The sequence below is a fragment of the Pseudomonas sp. PVC-5-1 genome, assembly GCF_057444345.1.
This window is the reverse complement of sequence record NZ_CM172024.1, coordinates 4694431-4707551: the sequence shown is the minus strand read 5'-3', so window position 1 is coordinate 4707551 and position 13121 is coordinate 4694431. Positions and strand designations below refer to the sequence as shown.

At 62.4% G+C, this 13121-nt stretch carries 14 protein-coding genes; 11 read left to right on the top strand and 3 right to left on the bottom strand.

Annotated elements, in window-relative coordinates; all coding sequences use genetic code 11:
• Positions 1-89: 89 nt before the first annotated feature.
• Positions 90-1334, top strand: coding sequence for an MFS transporter (locus tag AC2T3R_RS21520; RefSeq protein WP_486744235.1), 1245 nt, complete (start codon positions 90-92; stop codon positions 1332-1334).
• 115 nt (positions 1335-1449) lie between these two features.
• On the opposite strand, the gene AC2T3R_RS21515 is transcribed toward AC2T3R_RS21520, so the two are convergent.
• Together AC2T3R_RS21515 and AC2T3R_RS21510 are read right to left on the bottom strand one after the other, a co-directional pair.
• A complete protein-coding gene (locus AC2T3R_RS21515) occupies positions 1450-2997 on the bottom strand; it encodes an AmpG family muropeptide MFS transporter (RefSeq protein WP_013974096.1) in 1548 nt (515 codons plus the stop codon).
• Positions 2998-3040: 43 nt separating this feature from the next.
• The gene (locus AC2T3R_RS21510; protein WP_003260756.1) at positions 3041-3394 is read right to left on the bottom strand and encodes an MGMT family protein; all 354 of its coding nucleotides are present in this window, start codon (positions 3392-3394) and stop codon (positions 3041-3043) included.
• Between the two features lie 166 nt (positions 3395-3560).
• Between AC2T3R_RS21510 and AC2T3R_RS21505 the strand changes: the two genes are divergently transcribed.
• The 5 genes from AC2T3R_RS21505 (at position 3561) to groL (ending at position 8212) form a co-directional block, all read left to right on the top strand.
• The gene (locus tag AC2T3R_RS21505) at positions 3561-4571 is read left to right on the top strand and encodes a DUF481 domain-containing protein (protein ID WP_023662443.1); all 1011 of its coding nucleotides are present in this window, start codon (positions 3561-3563) and stop codon (positions 4569-4571) included.
• A gap of 149 nt (positions 4572-4720) precedes the next feature.
• Positions 4721-5452 (top strand): HugZ family pyridoxamine 5'-phosphate oxidase, encoded by a 732-nt coding sequence (locus tag AC2T3R_RS21500; protein ID WP_039612991.1) that lies wholly within the window; start codon positions 4721-4723, stop codon positions 5450-5452.
• Positions 5453-5519: 67 nt separating this feature from the next.
• The gene (locus AC2T3R_RS21495; protein WP_039612990.1) at positions 5520-5981 is read left to right on the top strand and encodes an FxsA family protein; all 462 of its coding nucleotides are present in this window, start codon (positions 5520-5522) and stop codon (positions 5979-5981) included.
• A gap of 248 nt (positions 5982-6229) precedes the next feature.
• Positions 6230-6523 carry a co-chaperone GroES gene (locus tag AC2T3R_RS21490; protein WP_003260750.1) on the top strand — a complete coding sequence of 98 codons (294 nt, stop codon included), beginning with the start codon at positions 6230-6232 and terminating at the stop codon, positions 6521-6523.
• A 48-nt stretch (positions 6524-6571) separates the two neighbouring features.
• Complete coding sequence (gene groL / locus AC2T3R_RS21485; protein ID WP_013974091.1) at positions 6572-8212, top strand: chaperonin GroEL; 1641 nt, start codon at positions 6572-6574, stop codon at positions 8210-8212.
• A 201-nt stretch (positions 8213-8413) separates the two neighbouring features.
• Here groL and AC2T3R_RS21480 read toward each other — a convergent pair whose 3' ends face one another.
• On the bottom strand, positions 8414-9142 hold the full coding sequence (locus tag AC2T3R_RS21480) for a phosphatase PAP2 family protein (RefSeq protein ID WP_015271693.1): 729 nt from the start codon (positions 9140-9142) through the stop codon (positions 8414-8416).
• A gap of 183 nt (positions 9143-9325) precedes the next feature.
• On the opposite strand from AC2T3R_RS21480, the gene colR reads away from it, so the two are divergent.
• From colR to AC2T3R_RS21455, 5 genes are all read left to right on the top strand, one after another.
• On the top strand, positions 9326-10009 hold the full coding sequence (gene colR, locus AC2T3R_RS21475) for a two-component system response regulator ColR (RefSeq protein ID WP_003255215.1): 684 nt from the start codon (positions 9326-9328) through the stop codon (positions 10007-10009).
• Positions 9999-11309, top strand: coding sequence for a sensor histidine kinase (locus AC2T3R_RS21470; protein WP_182328992.1), 1311 nt, complete (start codon positions 9999-10001; stop codon positions 11307-11309). Before colR ends, AC2T3R_RS21470 begins: the two co-directional genes overlap by 11 nt.
• 107 nt (positions 11310-11416) lie before the next feature.
• Entirely contained in the window at positions 11417-12100 is a 684-nt protein-coding gene (locus tag AC2T3R_RS21465; protein ID WP_410951832.1) for a class I SAM-dependent methyltransferase, read from the top strand.
• Between the two features lie 6 nt (positions 12101-12106).
• Positions 12107-12808, top strand: coding sequence for a lipopolysaccharide kinase InaA family protein (locus tag AC2T3R_RS21460; protein WP_013974087.1), 702 nt, complete (start codon positions 12107-12109; stop codon positions 12806-12808).
• Positions 12805-13038 (top strand): hypothetical protein, encoded by a 234-nt coding sequence (locus tag AC2T3R_RS21455; RefSeq protein WP_085721018.1) that lies wholly within the window; start codon positions 12805-12807, stop codon positions 13036-13038. Before AC2T3R_RS21460 ends, AC2T3R_RS21455 begins: the two co-directional genes overlap by 4 nt.
• The last annotated feature ends 83 nt before the right edge of the window (positions 13039-13121 follow it).

Below are 13121 nucleotides of genomic sequence, written 5' to 3'. Positions count from 1 at the left end.
TTTTCTGCCCTGATTACACTTGTTCACAGCAATACCCCGCCATTTCTGGCATATAGCCTGACCCCACCTGCCACACCCGATACGCCATCATGAAACCACTGCTGTACATCACCCCCCTGCGTGCCTTGCTGTTCGGCCTGACCCTGGCCCTGTTCGAGCTGCTCACCTACCTGGCCAGCGATGCCGTCATGCCGGCCATGCCGGTGGTGGTCGGCGACCTGAATGCCAGCCCCGAATACATTCCCCACGCCCTCAACCTGTACCTGCTGGGGGGCGTGGTGCTGCAATGGCTGATCGGCCCGCTGGCCGACCGCTATGGCCGGCGCCCGTTGCTGCTGATCGGCTGCGCGTTCTTCGGCCTGGCCTGCCTGGCCACCTTCTGGGTCCACGACATCGGCCTGTTCAACTTGCTGCGCCTGCTGCAAGGCATCGGCCTGGGGTTTGTGGTCACGGTGAGCTACCCGGCCCTGAACGAAGCCTTCAGCGAAGCCGACGCCGTGCGCATGATGGCTCTGCTGGCCAATATCGCCTTGCTCTCGCCTTTGCTCGGGCCGTTGGTGGGCACCTTGCTGCTGCAGTGGCTGGACTGGCGTTGGCTGTTCGTGGCCTTCGCCATTGGTGCGGTTGTGGCCTGGCTGCTGCTGTACCGGCTGATGCCGGAGACCTTGGGCGTGGAGCGCCGTGACGGCTCGCGCCTGGCATTCACGCCGATCCACCTGCTGCCACTGCTGGCCGGCTACGGCCAGTTGCTGGGCAACCGCCGCTTTGTCGCTGGCAGCGCGGCCCTGGGCCTGGTCGGTCTGCCGCTGATTGGCTGGATCGGCCTGTCGCCGGTGCTGCTGATCCACGACGAGGGGCTGAGCACCATGGAGTACGCCTTGTGGCAGTTGCCGGTGTTTGGCGGGCTGATCCTGGGCAACCTGATCATCAACCGCATTGCCGATCGCTATCCGTTGGCGGCGCTGGTGCGTGGTGCATTGTGGCCATACCTGGCCGGCCTGTGCCTGATGGGATTGGCGACATGGTACTGGCCGAGTGTGACCAGCGTGGTGGCGGGCATGTCGCTGTACGCGCTGGGGTTGGGCGTGGCCAACGCGGTGCTGTATCGCATGACGCTGTTCGCCAGCGAGCAGAGCAAGGGCCTGGTCTCGGCCATGCTGGGGATGATCACCATTGCCTTGCTGGGGTTGGGTGGGGCGCTGCTGGCGATGATTGGGGCCGGGGCCAGCTTGCTGCACTTTGCCCTGGCGGCGGGTGTGGTGGGGGCCTTGGCGCTGTGGCCGCTGTGGTTTGTGGTGGGTGGACGGCCTGGTGAGGGGGCTGTTGCTCAGTAAACTTTATTGCCTGTACCGGCCTCTTCGCAGCACAAGGCTGCTCCTACAGAGCTGTGGTGTATCTGTAGGAGCAGCCTTGTGCTGCGAAGAGGCCGGTACAGGCAATACAAACCTGTCAGGGCCGCTCGGCCGCCGAACCTTCCTCTGCAACCGGTTTGCCCGGCCCGGCTTCCTGGCGCCACTGCAGGGCAATCAGGATCAGGGTCGGCACGCCAAGGAGGGCAGTGATCAGGAAGAAGTCGTGGTAACCGAACTTCTCCACCATGACCCCCGAATAACCCCCGATCAGCCTTGGCAACAGCAGCATGATCGAGCTGAGCAACGCGTACTGGGTAGCCGAGAACTTCAGGTTGGTCAGGCTCGACAGGTAGGCAACGAAGGCCGAGGTGGCCAGGCCGGAGCTGAAGTTGTCCAGCGAGATGGTCACCACCAGCATTTGCAAGTTCGGGCCCATGTCGGCCAGCATCAGGAACAGGATGTTGGTGCCCGCGGAGGCCGCACCGCCGATGAACAGGATCGGCATGATGCCGAAGCGCACGATCAGCAGGCCGCCAACACCGGCGCCGACCAGGGTCATGATCAGGCCGAAGATCTTGCTGACGCTGGCGATCTGGTCCTTGGTGAAGCCCATGTCGATGTAGAACACGTTGGCCATCACGCCCATTACCGTGTCCGACATGCGATAGGTGGCGATCAGGCCGAGCAACAGCAGGGCCTGCCAGCGGTAGCGGGCGATGAAGTCGTTGACCGGGGTCAGCACCGGCGCGAGGCCGCGACGGCCCAGGCTCGACAGGCACGCCCATGTCAGCAGCACATAGAGGATCAGGCGCAGGAAGGCGCGGTCTTCCAGCAGCAGGTCCAGTGGCGTTGCATCACCGGAGATGACGCTGGACCAGCCGGTATTGAACATCTGGGTGAAGCTGGCCGGTACCGATACCAGCAAGATTATCAGCACGAACACCGAGGCCAGCTGGTGCACCAGCCCATAGCGCGCTGCCGACAGCTGGGTACGCATGGGTACGGGCGGTTCGCGCATGATCAGGGTGGTGAACACGGCGGGCAGCATCATCACCGCGAACATGACGTAGGTGCCGGCCCAGGCCTTGTGCAGGTAGCTGAAGCCAGTGGAGCCGAACCACTCGGCGAAGAACAGGGCACCAGCCGTGGCCAGCAGGGCCGCCACGCGGTAGCCGGCCATATAGCTGGCGGCGAGTGCAGCCTGGCGCTGGTCGTCGGCGATTTCCAGGCGGTAGGCATCGACCGCGATGTCCTGGGTGGCCGAAGCGAAGGCCACCAACACCGCCAGGGCGATCAGCCAAGACAGATGCTGCTGCGGGTCGCACAGGCTCATGCCGACCAGCCCGATCACCACCAGCGCTTGCGACAGCAGCAACCACGAACGCCGGCGCCCCAGGCTGCCGAGCAGCGGCAGGCGCCATTGGTCGAGCAGTGGCGACCACACCCACTTGAAGGCGTACGCCAGGCCGATCAGGCTGGCGTAACCAATGGTCTCGCGGGCCACGCCAGCTTCGCGCAACCACACCGAAAGGGTGGAGAACACCAGCATGTAGGGCAGACCGGCGGCGAAGCCGAGCAGCAAAAGTACCAAGGTTGACGGGCTGGCATAGGCAGCAAGCGCAGCGCGCCAGGTTTTACGGGGCATGGGCCAACATCTGCCTCAAGTTTGCGAAAACAAAGCGCGCACTCTAACCGCTGTGCTCCATCGGGCGCCAGCCATGGCGCGTCATATCCACACGATTGTTGGTTACATTTACACCCTCCGCACGCAGGCGCGCCCGTTGTTCATCCCCAGACGGGGTACCCAGTGCCAGGCTCAGGCGGCCGCCTGCGCCGAGCACCCGGTGCCAGGGCAGGCGAGTGTCCGCGGGCAGTTGCCCGAGGGTACGTCCGACCCAGCGTGCCGCCCGCCCAAGCCCTGCCAGTTCGGCCAGTTGGCCATAGCTGACCACCTTGCCGGCCGGAACTTGGCCAAGTACCGAATACAGCACCGTCCGTCGGCCCTCGGCGGAGTCGAGGGCGTGCTCATATCCGTCAGACATCAGGCCCCCTCTGGGCTGCAGATGAAACCGGACCGGCGGTCTGGCAAATGAGAGTTGAACTCAACGGCATGCTCCCGGTCTTTTCTTGCTCTGGTCGTCGTTATCCGGATAATGCCCGGCTTTTTTCGCCAAATCGAACCTGTAGTCCGAAAATCATAGCCCGCTTATGTATTCTAGATCCTTGTTGTGCCTGCTTGCTGTTTCCCTCTGCGCCTCCCCGGTGTTCGCCGACACCGTATGGATGAAGAACGGTGACCGTCTCAGCGGCAAGATCAAAGTCTTCGACGGCGGCAAGCTGCTGCTGGAAACCCCCTATGGCGGTTCCATCGCCCTGGACTGGAAAGAGGTCCAGACCCTGGAGAGCGACCAGGAGATGCTGGTCAAGCAGGACGCCTACAGCGGTGAGCGCGCCAAGTCGCTGAAGGCCGCCGAGCCCGGCAAGGTGACCTTGGCCAATGGCGAGGCGCCAAAGACCGTGGAGCTGGCCAGCATCGAGCAGATCATGAAGCCCAAGCCCCTGGTCGAGGACTTCGTGTGGAAGGGCAACGTCGACGTGGCGCTGGACTACAAGCGCGCCGAGAACGACACCGACGACTACGACGTCGGCTTCAAGACCAGCGCCCGCCATGGCCGCTGGCGGCACAATGCCGAAGGCGAATACAACCGCGAGACCAAGGACGACGTCACCACCACAGACAACTGGAGTGCCGAGTATGCCCTGGACCGCTTCCTCACCGAGAAGTGGTTCTGGCAAGGGCGCATGGAGTACAAGCGCGACCGCATCGAAGACCTTGCTCGCCAGCGCACCGTGGGTACCGGCCCGGGTTACCAGTTCTGGGACAACGAACTGGGCGCGTTTTCGCTGGGGTCGCTGATCAACCGCACCGACTTCGAATACCAGGATGGCGCCAAGGACAACTTCTATTCTGCGGCGGTGAAGTGGGACTACACCCGCTACCTGATTGGCAAGAATGTGCAACTGTTCACCAACGGCGAGTTCGCCAAGCCACTGGGTGGCGTGGCCGATTACGCGCTGGATGCCGAGGTTGGCCTGCGCTACAAGGTCACTGAATGGGCCTCGCTCAACCTCAAGGCGGAGAAGGACATCATCACCGGTACCCGTGAGAGTGACCTGGACAAGACCCGCTATACCGCAGGCTTCGGCGTTACCTGGTAAATCTTTGCGGCCCATCGCGACACAGGATGTACGCGATCCCTTGTAGGAGCGGCCTTGTGTCGCGATGGGCTGCAAAGCAGCCCCATTGGCACTGGATCTGATAATGCTTATCTTGTCCCATCCAGCCCGATATCAGGAGCCGCCCCCAAGTGAGTACCAATGCCATCCGTCCCGCCCGGGAGCTGCTGCTCAAGGAATACCGCGGCGTGCTCTCGACCCATTCCAAGTCGATGCCCGGCTACCCCTTCGGCTCGGTCGTGCCGTACTGCCTGGACGCCCAAGGCAACCCGTTGATCCTCATCAGCCGCATCGCCCAGCACACGCACAACCTGCAGAAGGATCCCAAGTGCTCGCTGCTGGTAGGTGAGCGCGAAGCCGAGGACGTGCAGGCCGTGGGGCGCCTGACGGTGATGGCCGAGGCGCACAAGCTGGTGGAGGAGGCCGCCATCGAGGCTGCCGCCGAGCGTTACTACCGCTATTTCCCGGACGCGGCCAACTACCACAAGGCCCACGACTTCGACTTCTGGGTGCTGCAGCCGGTGCGCCACCGCTACATCGGCGGCTTCGGCGCGATCCACTGGCTCGATCAGGTGACCCTGGCCAACCCGTTCGCCGGCAAGGCCGAGACGAGCATGGTCGAGCACATGAACAACGACCACGCCAACGCCATCGCCCATTATGTGGAGCTGACCGATTTGCCACGCCATGCGCCAGCACAGATGGTCGGGGTGGACAGTGAAGGCATGCACCTGCGTATTGGCCAGGCGGTTTACTGGTTGCCCTTCCCAAGTACTTGCAACACGCCGACACAAGTCCGCGAAGCCCTGGTTTTGCTGGCTCGCGCCGACCAGTGGCCGGTTGCGACGGAGGTCGAGGGTTGAAAACCCGAGCGCACGCATCCATCTGTTGGTCTTACAGGAAGGTTCTCTTCCGACGAGGAATGCTTTGATGCGTGCTTTTCTACTGCTGTTTCTCCTGTTTCCCGTGCTGGAGCTGTTCGTCTTCGTGAAGGTCAGTGCCGCCATCGGTTTCTTCCCGGCACTGCTGCTGATCATCGCCGGCTCCGCCCTGGGTGTGCTGGTGATGCGCGTGGCCGGGCTGGCAACCGCACTGCGCGCCCGTGAAAGCCTGCAGCGTGGCGAACTGCCCGCCGAGGACATGTTCCAGGGCATGATGCTGGCCGTTGGTGGTGGCCTGCTGTTGCTGCCAGGTTTCATCAGCGACGTGCTGGGCCTGCTGTGCCTGCTGCCATTCACCCGTCATCTGGCCGCGCGCAAGATGCGCGAGCGTGCCGAGGCCCAGGCCATGCGACAGCGCGCCTTCCAGGACGACCCGTTCCAGGCCCGGCCGCGTGATGGCGGGCATAGGCCGAATGTGATCGAAGGCGAGTACGAGCGCCGCGACAAGTAATAACCGGGGGCCGCTTTGCGGCCCCAGCTTTTTGCGGGGCCAAGGCGCTAATGAAAAATTTTCTGAAGCAAGCCTTGTAATTGAATATGGCGGCCTCATGTATGTGGTCACCGCAAGGTTTCTGGTGGCAACACCAGGCATAACTCAGGTGGTTCGCCCATTGCGGGCCACCCCGGCAACGCCGGACAGCAACAACCCGCCGGTGTCGACACCGGCCGATGAAAACCACAATTTGGGAGAGATCGACAATGAAGCTTCGTCCTCTGCATGACCGCGTCGTTATCCGTCGCAGCGAAGAAGAATCGAAAACCGCTGGCGGTATCGTCCTGCCGGGTTCGGCCGCTGAAAAACCAAACCGCGGCGAAGTTGTCGCCGTCGGCACCGGTCGCATCCTGGACAACGGCGAAGTTCGCGCACTGGCCGTGAAAGTGGGTGACAAAGTGGTTTTCGGCCCTTACTCGGGCAGCAACACCGTGAAAGTCGATGGCGAAGACCTGCTGGTCATGGCCGAGAACGAAATCCTCGCCGTTATCGAAGGCTGATTTCCCCGACTTCCCGTTACTCCAAAGAATTCCAAGGATTAAACGATCATGGCTGCTAAAGACGTAAAATTCGGCGATTCCGCTCGTAAGAAAATGCTGGTTGGTGTCAACGTTCTGGCTGACGCGGTAAAAGCGACCCTGGGCCCGAAAGGCCGTAACGTGGTGCTGGCCAAGAGCTTCGGCGCTCCGACCATCACCAAGGACGGCGTTTCCGTCGCCAAGGAAATCGAGCTGAAAGACGCCTTCGAGAACATGGGCGCCCAGCTGGTCAAGGAAGTTGCTTCCAAGGCCAACGACGCTGCCGGTGACGGCACCACCACCGCTACCGTCCTGGCTCAGGCCATCGTCAACGAAGGCCTGAAAGCCGTCGCTGCCGGCATGAACCCGATGGACCTGAAGCGCGGCATCGACAAGGCCACCGCTGCCGTCGTCGCCGAGCTGAAGAACCTGTCCAAGCCATGCGCCGACTCCAAGGCCATCGCCCAGGTAGGTACCATCTCCGCCAACTCCGACAACTCCATCGGTGAAATCATCGCCGAAGCCATGGAAAAAGTCGGTAAAGAAGGCGTGATCACCGTTGAAGAAGGCTCGGGCCTGGAAAACGAACTGTCGGTCGTTGAAGGCATGCAGTTCGACCGCGGCTACCTGTCCCCGTACTTCGTCAACAAGCCGGACACCATGGTTGCCGAGCTGGAAGGCCCGCTGCTGCTGCTGGTCGACAAGAAGATCTCCAACATCCGTGAGCTGCTGCCAGTTCTGGAAGCCGTTGCCAAGGCCGGCCGCCCACTGCTGATCGTTGCCGAAGACGTTGAAGGCGAAGCCCTGGCTACCCTGGTAGTCAACAACATGCGCGGCATCGTCAAGGTTGCTGCGGTCAAGGCTCCGGGCTTCGGCGACCGCCGCAAGGCCATGCTGCAGGACATCGCCGTCCTGACTGGCGGCCAGGTCATCTCCGAAGAAATCGGCCTGTCGCTGGAAACCGCTACCCTGGAGCACCTGGGTAACGCCAAGCGCGTCATCCTGTCCAAGGAAAACACCACCATCATCGACGGCGCTGGCGCCGACACCGAGATCGAAGCACGCGTCAAGCAGATCCGTGCCCAGATCGAAGAGACTTCCTCGGACTACGACCGTGAGAAGCTGCAAGAGCGTCTGGCCAAACTGGCTGGCGGTGTTGCCGTGATCAAGGTCGGTGCCGGCACCGAAGTTGAAATGAAAGAGAAGAAAGCCCGCGTTGAAGACGCCCTGCACGCTACCCGTGCAGCCGTTGAAGAAGGCGTGGTACCTGGCGGTGGTGTAGCCCTGGTTCGCTCCCTGGCTGCCATTGCCAACCTCAAAGGCGACAACGAAGACCAGAACGTCGGTATCGCCCTGCTGCGTCGCGCTGTTGAAGCGCCGCTGCGCCAGATCACTGCCAACGCCGGCGACGAGCCAAGCGTTGTCGCTGACAAGGTCAAGCAAGGTTCGGGTAACTTCGGTTACAACGCTGCTACCGGCGAATACGGCGACATGATCGAGATGGGTATCCTGGACCCAGCCAAGGTGACCCGCTCGGCGCTGCAAGCTGCTGCTTCGATCGGCGGTCTGATGATCACCACCGAAGCCATGGTTGCTGACCTGCCAGAAGACAAGCCAGCTGCTGGCATGCCTGACATGGGCGGCATGGGTGGCATGGGCGGCATGATGTAAGCCAGCCTTACCCCCTGCACCATGAAAAGCCCCGGTTCGCGAGAACCGGGGCTTTTTTGTTTTCCTGTGAGGGCCATTGGGGCTGCTTTGCAGCCCATCGCGACACAAGGCCGCTCCTACAGGATTGCGCCAACACTGGGACTTGCGCTGTACCTGTGGGAGCTGGCTTGCCGGCGAAAGGGCCGCAAAGCGGCCCCTGGGTCAGGCGACGCTACGCTCGGCAGCAGGCACCTCAGCCATTCCCCGACGATACAGAACCAGGTAATACGACCCCAAGCCGATCAACCAGCAGAACACCGCCGTCCACACATTGTGCGACAGGAAGTGCGCCCCCTGCATCATCCGCCCAAGCGATAGCACCGACCCGGCGACGAAGGCCACCGTCAACGCCACCCGCGCCAGCCTCGGCTTGCGATCACGCAACATGAAGAACAGCCCGAACAGGCAGAACCCGGTGGCGGCATGCCCGCCCGGCCAGCACAGCCCGGGCTTGTCGGTCGCCGGCCGCGGCTCCAGCAGCTTGCTGTAGGTTTCCTTGCCGCCAAACTGGGTCAGGCTCCACGGGCATTGCACCTGGGTCACTTTCTTCAGCGGTGTGACAAACGCCGTGGACAGGCCCAGTGCCAGCACCAGGCAGCCCAGCTCACGGCGCCAGCCGAACAGGCGCTTCCAGAAGAAGCTGGCAGCAAAGGTCACCAGTGACATCACCCCCAGCAGGATCACCCCCTGCTTGACCCGGTCATGCAGGATGTTCTCCAGCAAATAGCTGTGGCGGCCGATGAACTGCCCGGCAGCAGGGTCGAAGAACAGGTTGGCAATGTCCATGTCGACCGATGTCAGTTCCAGCAGAATCAGGCCGATTGCGGTCGCCAGGGGTAGCCCCAGGTAAAGCCAGAAATTGATCGGGCGGGGGCGATTTGGTTGCTGCATGGCGGCTCCAGGGCGCGAAAAAGATCGGGCATTGTCGGCCGCCCGCTATCCTGTGTCCGTGAAGGATCAGTGAAAAAACCGTCAAGTGCGCTGAATTTTCCCTGGGGCTGGCACCCTGCAGGCATAGGCCTTAAGCTGCGCCTGCCGCGCACCACAGCGAGAAGCGCCGCACAGGAGAAACCGATGCGCATTCTTTTGGTTGAAGACAACCGCGATATCCTGGCCAACCTGGCCGATTACCTGGGCATGAAGGGCTACACCGTCGATTGCGCCCAGGATGGCCTGTCCGGCCTGCACCTGGCTGCCACCGAGCACTACGACCTGATCGTGCTCGACATCATGTTGCCGGGCATCGACGGCTACACCCTGTGCAAGCGCCTGCGCGAAGACGCCCGCCGCGACACGCCGGTGATCATGCTCACCGCCCGCGACCAACTGGACGACCGCCTGCAGGGCTTCCGCTCCGGTGCCGACGATTACCTGCTCAAGCCCTTCGCCCTGTCGGAGCTGGCTGCCCGCATCGAAGCGGTGTTGCGCCGGGCCCAGGGCGGCGGGCGCCGCACCTTGCAGGTGGCCGATCTCAGTTATGACCTGGACACCCTCGAAGTCACCCGCCAGGGCCGCCTGCTCAAGCTCAACCCTGTCGGCCTCAAGCTGCTGGCGGTGCTGATGCAGAAAAGCCCGCACGTATTGCGTCGCGAAGTGCTGGAAGAAGCCCTTTGGGGAGATGATTGCCCTGACAGCGACAGCCTGCGCAGCCACGTGCACCAGCTGCGCCAGGTGATCGACAAGCCGTTTGAAAAACCGCTGCTGCATACCGTCCATGGCGTCGGCTATCGCCTCGCCGAGGGCCGTGATGGAGTTTAAGCAAAGCCTTGCCCAGCGCATCATCATCGCCTTTGCCCTGATGAGCGCGCTGGTGGCCGGGGCCTTCGCCTTTGGCATCGTCGGCACCGTGCACCTGGTCGAAGAGCGGCTGATTTCGTCGGTGCTGGGCGGTGACCTGCAGCGCCTGCTGCGCATGGACAGCGTCAGCGACTGGAGCCACCGCCCCCGCCCCGACCAGCTGTTCTATTTCAGCGGCGGGCGCGACGACTTCGAACTTCCCAAGGACCTGCGCCATCTTGACCGCGGCTTCCACGAGGTATTCCGCGATCAATTGTCGTACCACGCCATGGTCGAGATCGTTGATGGCCGTCGCTATGTGCTGTTGCAGGACCAGAGCGACTTCGAAGAGCGCGAGCGCTTGCTGTTCGCTGTGGTGGTGGTGGGCTTCGTGCTCAGCCTGGTACTGGCGGTGATCCTCGGCTGGCTGGTGGCGCGCCGGGTGATGGCGCCGGTGATCCGCCTGGCGCGCCAGGTACGCCACCGTGACCAGTTGCTGGGGCTGGCCCCGCCGCTGGCACCGGACTATGCCGCGGACGAAGTCGGCCAGCTGGCGGTAGCCTTCGACGATACCCTGGGCCGCCTGCGCGATGCCCTGACCCGCGAACGGTTGTTCACCAGCGACGTCAGCCATGAATTGCGCACACCCTTGATGGTGCTGGCCACCTCGTGTGAGCTGCTGATGGAAAACCCGACGCTGGACGCCCGCTCGCGCAGCCAGGTGGAGCGTGTGGCGCGGGCCACGGAAGAAATGCGCGAGCTGGTCAAGACCTTCCTGATGCTGGCCCGGGCACAGCGCGACGAGGGTGCGGTGGCATCGCGGGCCACCCTGCGGGAGGTGGCTGACGAACTGGTCGGGGTTTGGCGCGACACCATCGAGCAGAAGGGCCTGGCCTTGTATTACGATGGCCGCGTCAGTGCCAGCCCGGTACTGTACAACGCCACCTTCCTGCAGTCGGTAATGGGCAACCTGCTGCGTAATGCCGCGCACTACACCGACAGCGGCTACATCCGCCTGAGCCTGGAAGCCAACGGCTTCAGCGTGGAGGACAGTGGCGTGGGTATCCCGGAGGAACAGCGCGAGGCGATGTTCCGGCCGTTCGTGCGCGGCGATGAGCGGCGCGGTGAGGGCCTGGGCCTGGGCCTGTCGTTGGTACAGCGCATCTGCGATGACCAAGGTTGGCATGTCACCCTGACATCAACCTTGCCACACGGCTGCCGTTTCGTGGTCGACCTGAGCAATACCGCAGTCAAGGGCGATCCGGAGGCTTTGGTCGAGTAATCTGTTGTTACAGGCCATTCGCCGCTCAACATATTTTTCACATCAGCATGACCTGATTCCTACGCTTACTTACCTAATGTGGGTGGAATGGAGTCAGGAGATGCCCAATGCGTAGCCCCATCAAGCTTGAATTTTCCGAGAAGTACGACAAAGAACATGCCCGCGAGTACTTTCTCAAGCACCAGGATGGCCTTGCGCGACGCCTTTCTCACAAGCGTGATGAGCAACTGGCGCGTCGTGCCTTGGCATTGGCTGGTGAGCCTGGGCTGGTCCTCGACCTGCCATGCGGTGCTGGCCGCTTCTGGCCGTTGCTGGCAGAAAAGCCCAACCGGGTAATCATCGGCGCCGACAACTCAGAAGCGATGATCGAGACAGCCTGTACCGCGCAAGCGCCAGAGGTGGTGGCACGGGTACGCCCTTTGCAGACTTCGGCATTTGCCATCGACTTGCCGGACAATTCGGTGGACAGCATCTTCTGCATGCGCTTGTTCCACCACATCGGCGAAGCGGCGCACAGAAAGACCATTCTTTCGGAATTTCAACGGGTTAGCCGTGATAGTGTGATCCTGTCATTGTGGGTGGATGGTAATTTCAAAGCATGGCGCCGGAAAAAACTGGAACAGCGCCGCAGGTCCAGGAAGGGCGACGAGGACAATTACCAGAACCGGTTTGTGTTACCGGCCGACACGGTCGAAGAAGAATTCCGAGCCGCCGGCTTCAGAATCCAGGAACGCCTCGACTTCCTACCGTTCTATGCCATGTGGCGGGTATATGTATTGCGTAAGGGGTAGTGTTTGATGGCTGTAGCCCAGAGCGGGGAGTCGCGGTTCGATTTTTACTGGCGCCAGCAGGGCGAGTGGGTCGAGGAGCCTAACCAGCGCCGTGGTGGCGAGAGCGGTGTGCAACGCCTCGACGATGGCAATGGCAAGCTGCTGTATGCCAAGCGCCAGGTCGGGCATATCTACCGTAGCCTGCTGCACCCTTTCGGCCGGCCGACCGTATTGCGTGAGCTCGATGCGTTGAACAGCTTCGAGCAACTGGGCGTGCGTGTACCACGCATCGTCTTCTGTGGCGCCGAACGTGGTGCCGACAAGCAGTGGCGTGCGCTATTGGTGAGCGAAGCACTCGACGGTTTCGTCGAACTCGATACCTGGCATGCCGAAGGTGCCCGCGAGCGTTACCCGCAGGTGGTGCATGAGCGCATGCTCAAGGACCTGGCGGACAACCTGGCGCGCATGCACCTGGGGCACTGGCAGCACGGTTGCCTGTATGGCAAGCATGTGTTCGTCAAGGTGATTGGCGAGGGCGAGCAGGCCCGGGTCGAAGTCGCGCTGCTGGACCTGGAAAAATGCCGTCGGCGCATCAGCTGCCAGCGTGCGGCGGGCAATGACCTGCGCCAGCTGCGCCGCCATTCGTCGATGAATGACGCGGAATGGCAAACACTGCTCTATTTTTACCAGATGGCGTTTGGCAGCGCTGTCAAAGGGTTAGGGCAATGAAACTAGAAATAGCTCGAGCTTTGTTCCTGGTAGCTGGCCTGGCGGTGACCACCGTGGCGGTGGCTGCCTGGGAGGAGCCGAGGCCGACGGTGTTCAGCAAGGCCGAACTGGCCGACCAGTGCGCGTTGCCGCGGGAAATGAAACCGCAGCAACAAGCCGAGGCCGCGCCGGATCAGGACCTGTTGCTGTTCCTGTTCGGCATGCGCCAGGGGTTGCGGCCGTTCGGTTGAACCCGGTGTAGATGGAAATGCCAGAGGCCTCGGGATTGCGGGGCCTCTGGCATTTTTGCATTTGCCTCGCCGGCCTCTTCGCG

Coding starts and splice junctions, on each gene's coding strand:
- AC2T3R_RS21520 (WP_486744235.1), top strand. CDS start 90: ATGAAACCACTGCTGTACATCACCCCCCTGCGTGCCTTGCTGTTCGGC.
- AC2T3R_RS21480 (WP_015271693.1), bottom strand. CDS start 9,142: ATGCAGCAACCAAATCGCCCCCGCCCGATCAATTTCTGGCTTTACCTG.
- groL (WP_013974091.1), top strand. CDS start 6,572: ATGGCTGCTAAAGACGTAAAATTCGGCGATTCCGCTCGTAAGAAAATG.
- AC2T3R_RS21455 (WP_085721018.1), top strand. CDS start 12,805: ATGAAACTAGAAATAGCTCGAGCTTTGTTCCTGGTAGCTGGCCTGGCG.
- AC2T3R_RS21490 (WP_003260750.1), top strand. CDS start 6,230: ATGAAGCTTCGTCCTCTGCATGACCGCGTCGTTATCCGTCGCAGCGAA.
- AC2T3R_RS21460 (WP_013974087.1), top strand. CDS start 12,107: ATGGCTGTAGCCCAGAGCGGGGAGTCGCGGTTCGATTTTTACTGGCGC.
- AC2T3R_RS21470 (WP_182328992.1), top strand. CDS start 9,999: ATGGAGTTTAAGCAAAGCCTTGCCCAGCGCATCATCATCGCCTTTGCC.
- AC2T3R_RS21505 (WP_023662443.1), top strand. CDS start 3,561: ATGTATTCTAGATCCTTGTTGTGCCTGCTTGCTGTTTCCCTCTGCGCC.
- AC2T3R_RS21495 (WP_039612990.1), top strand. CDS start 5,520: ATGCGTGCTTTTCTACTGCTGTTTCTCCTGTTTCCCGTGCTGGAGCTG.
- AC2T3R_RS21510 (WP_003260756.1), bottom strand. CDS start 3,394: ATGTCTGACGGATATGAGCACGCCCTCGACTCCGCCGAGGGCCGACGG.
- AC2T3R_RS21515 (WP_013974096.1), bottom strand. CDS start 2,997: ATGCCCCGTAAAACCTGGCGCGCTGCGCTTGCTGCCTATGCCAGCCCG.
- colR (WP_003255215.1), top strand. CDS start 9,326: ATGCGCATTCTTTTGGTTGAAGACAACCGCGATATCCTGGCCAACCTG.
- AC2T3R_RS21465 (WP_410951832.1), top strand. CDS start 11,417: ATGCGTAGCCCCATCAAGCTTGAATTTTCCGAGAAGTACGACAAAGAA.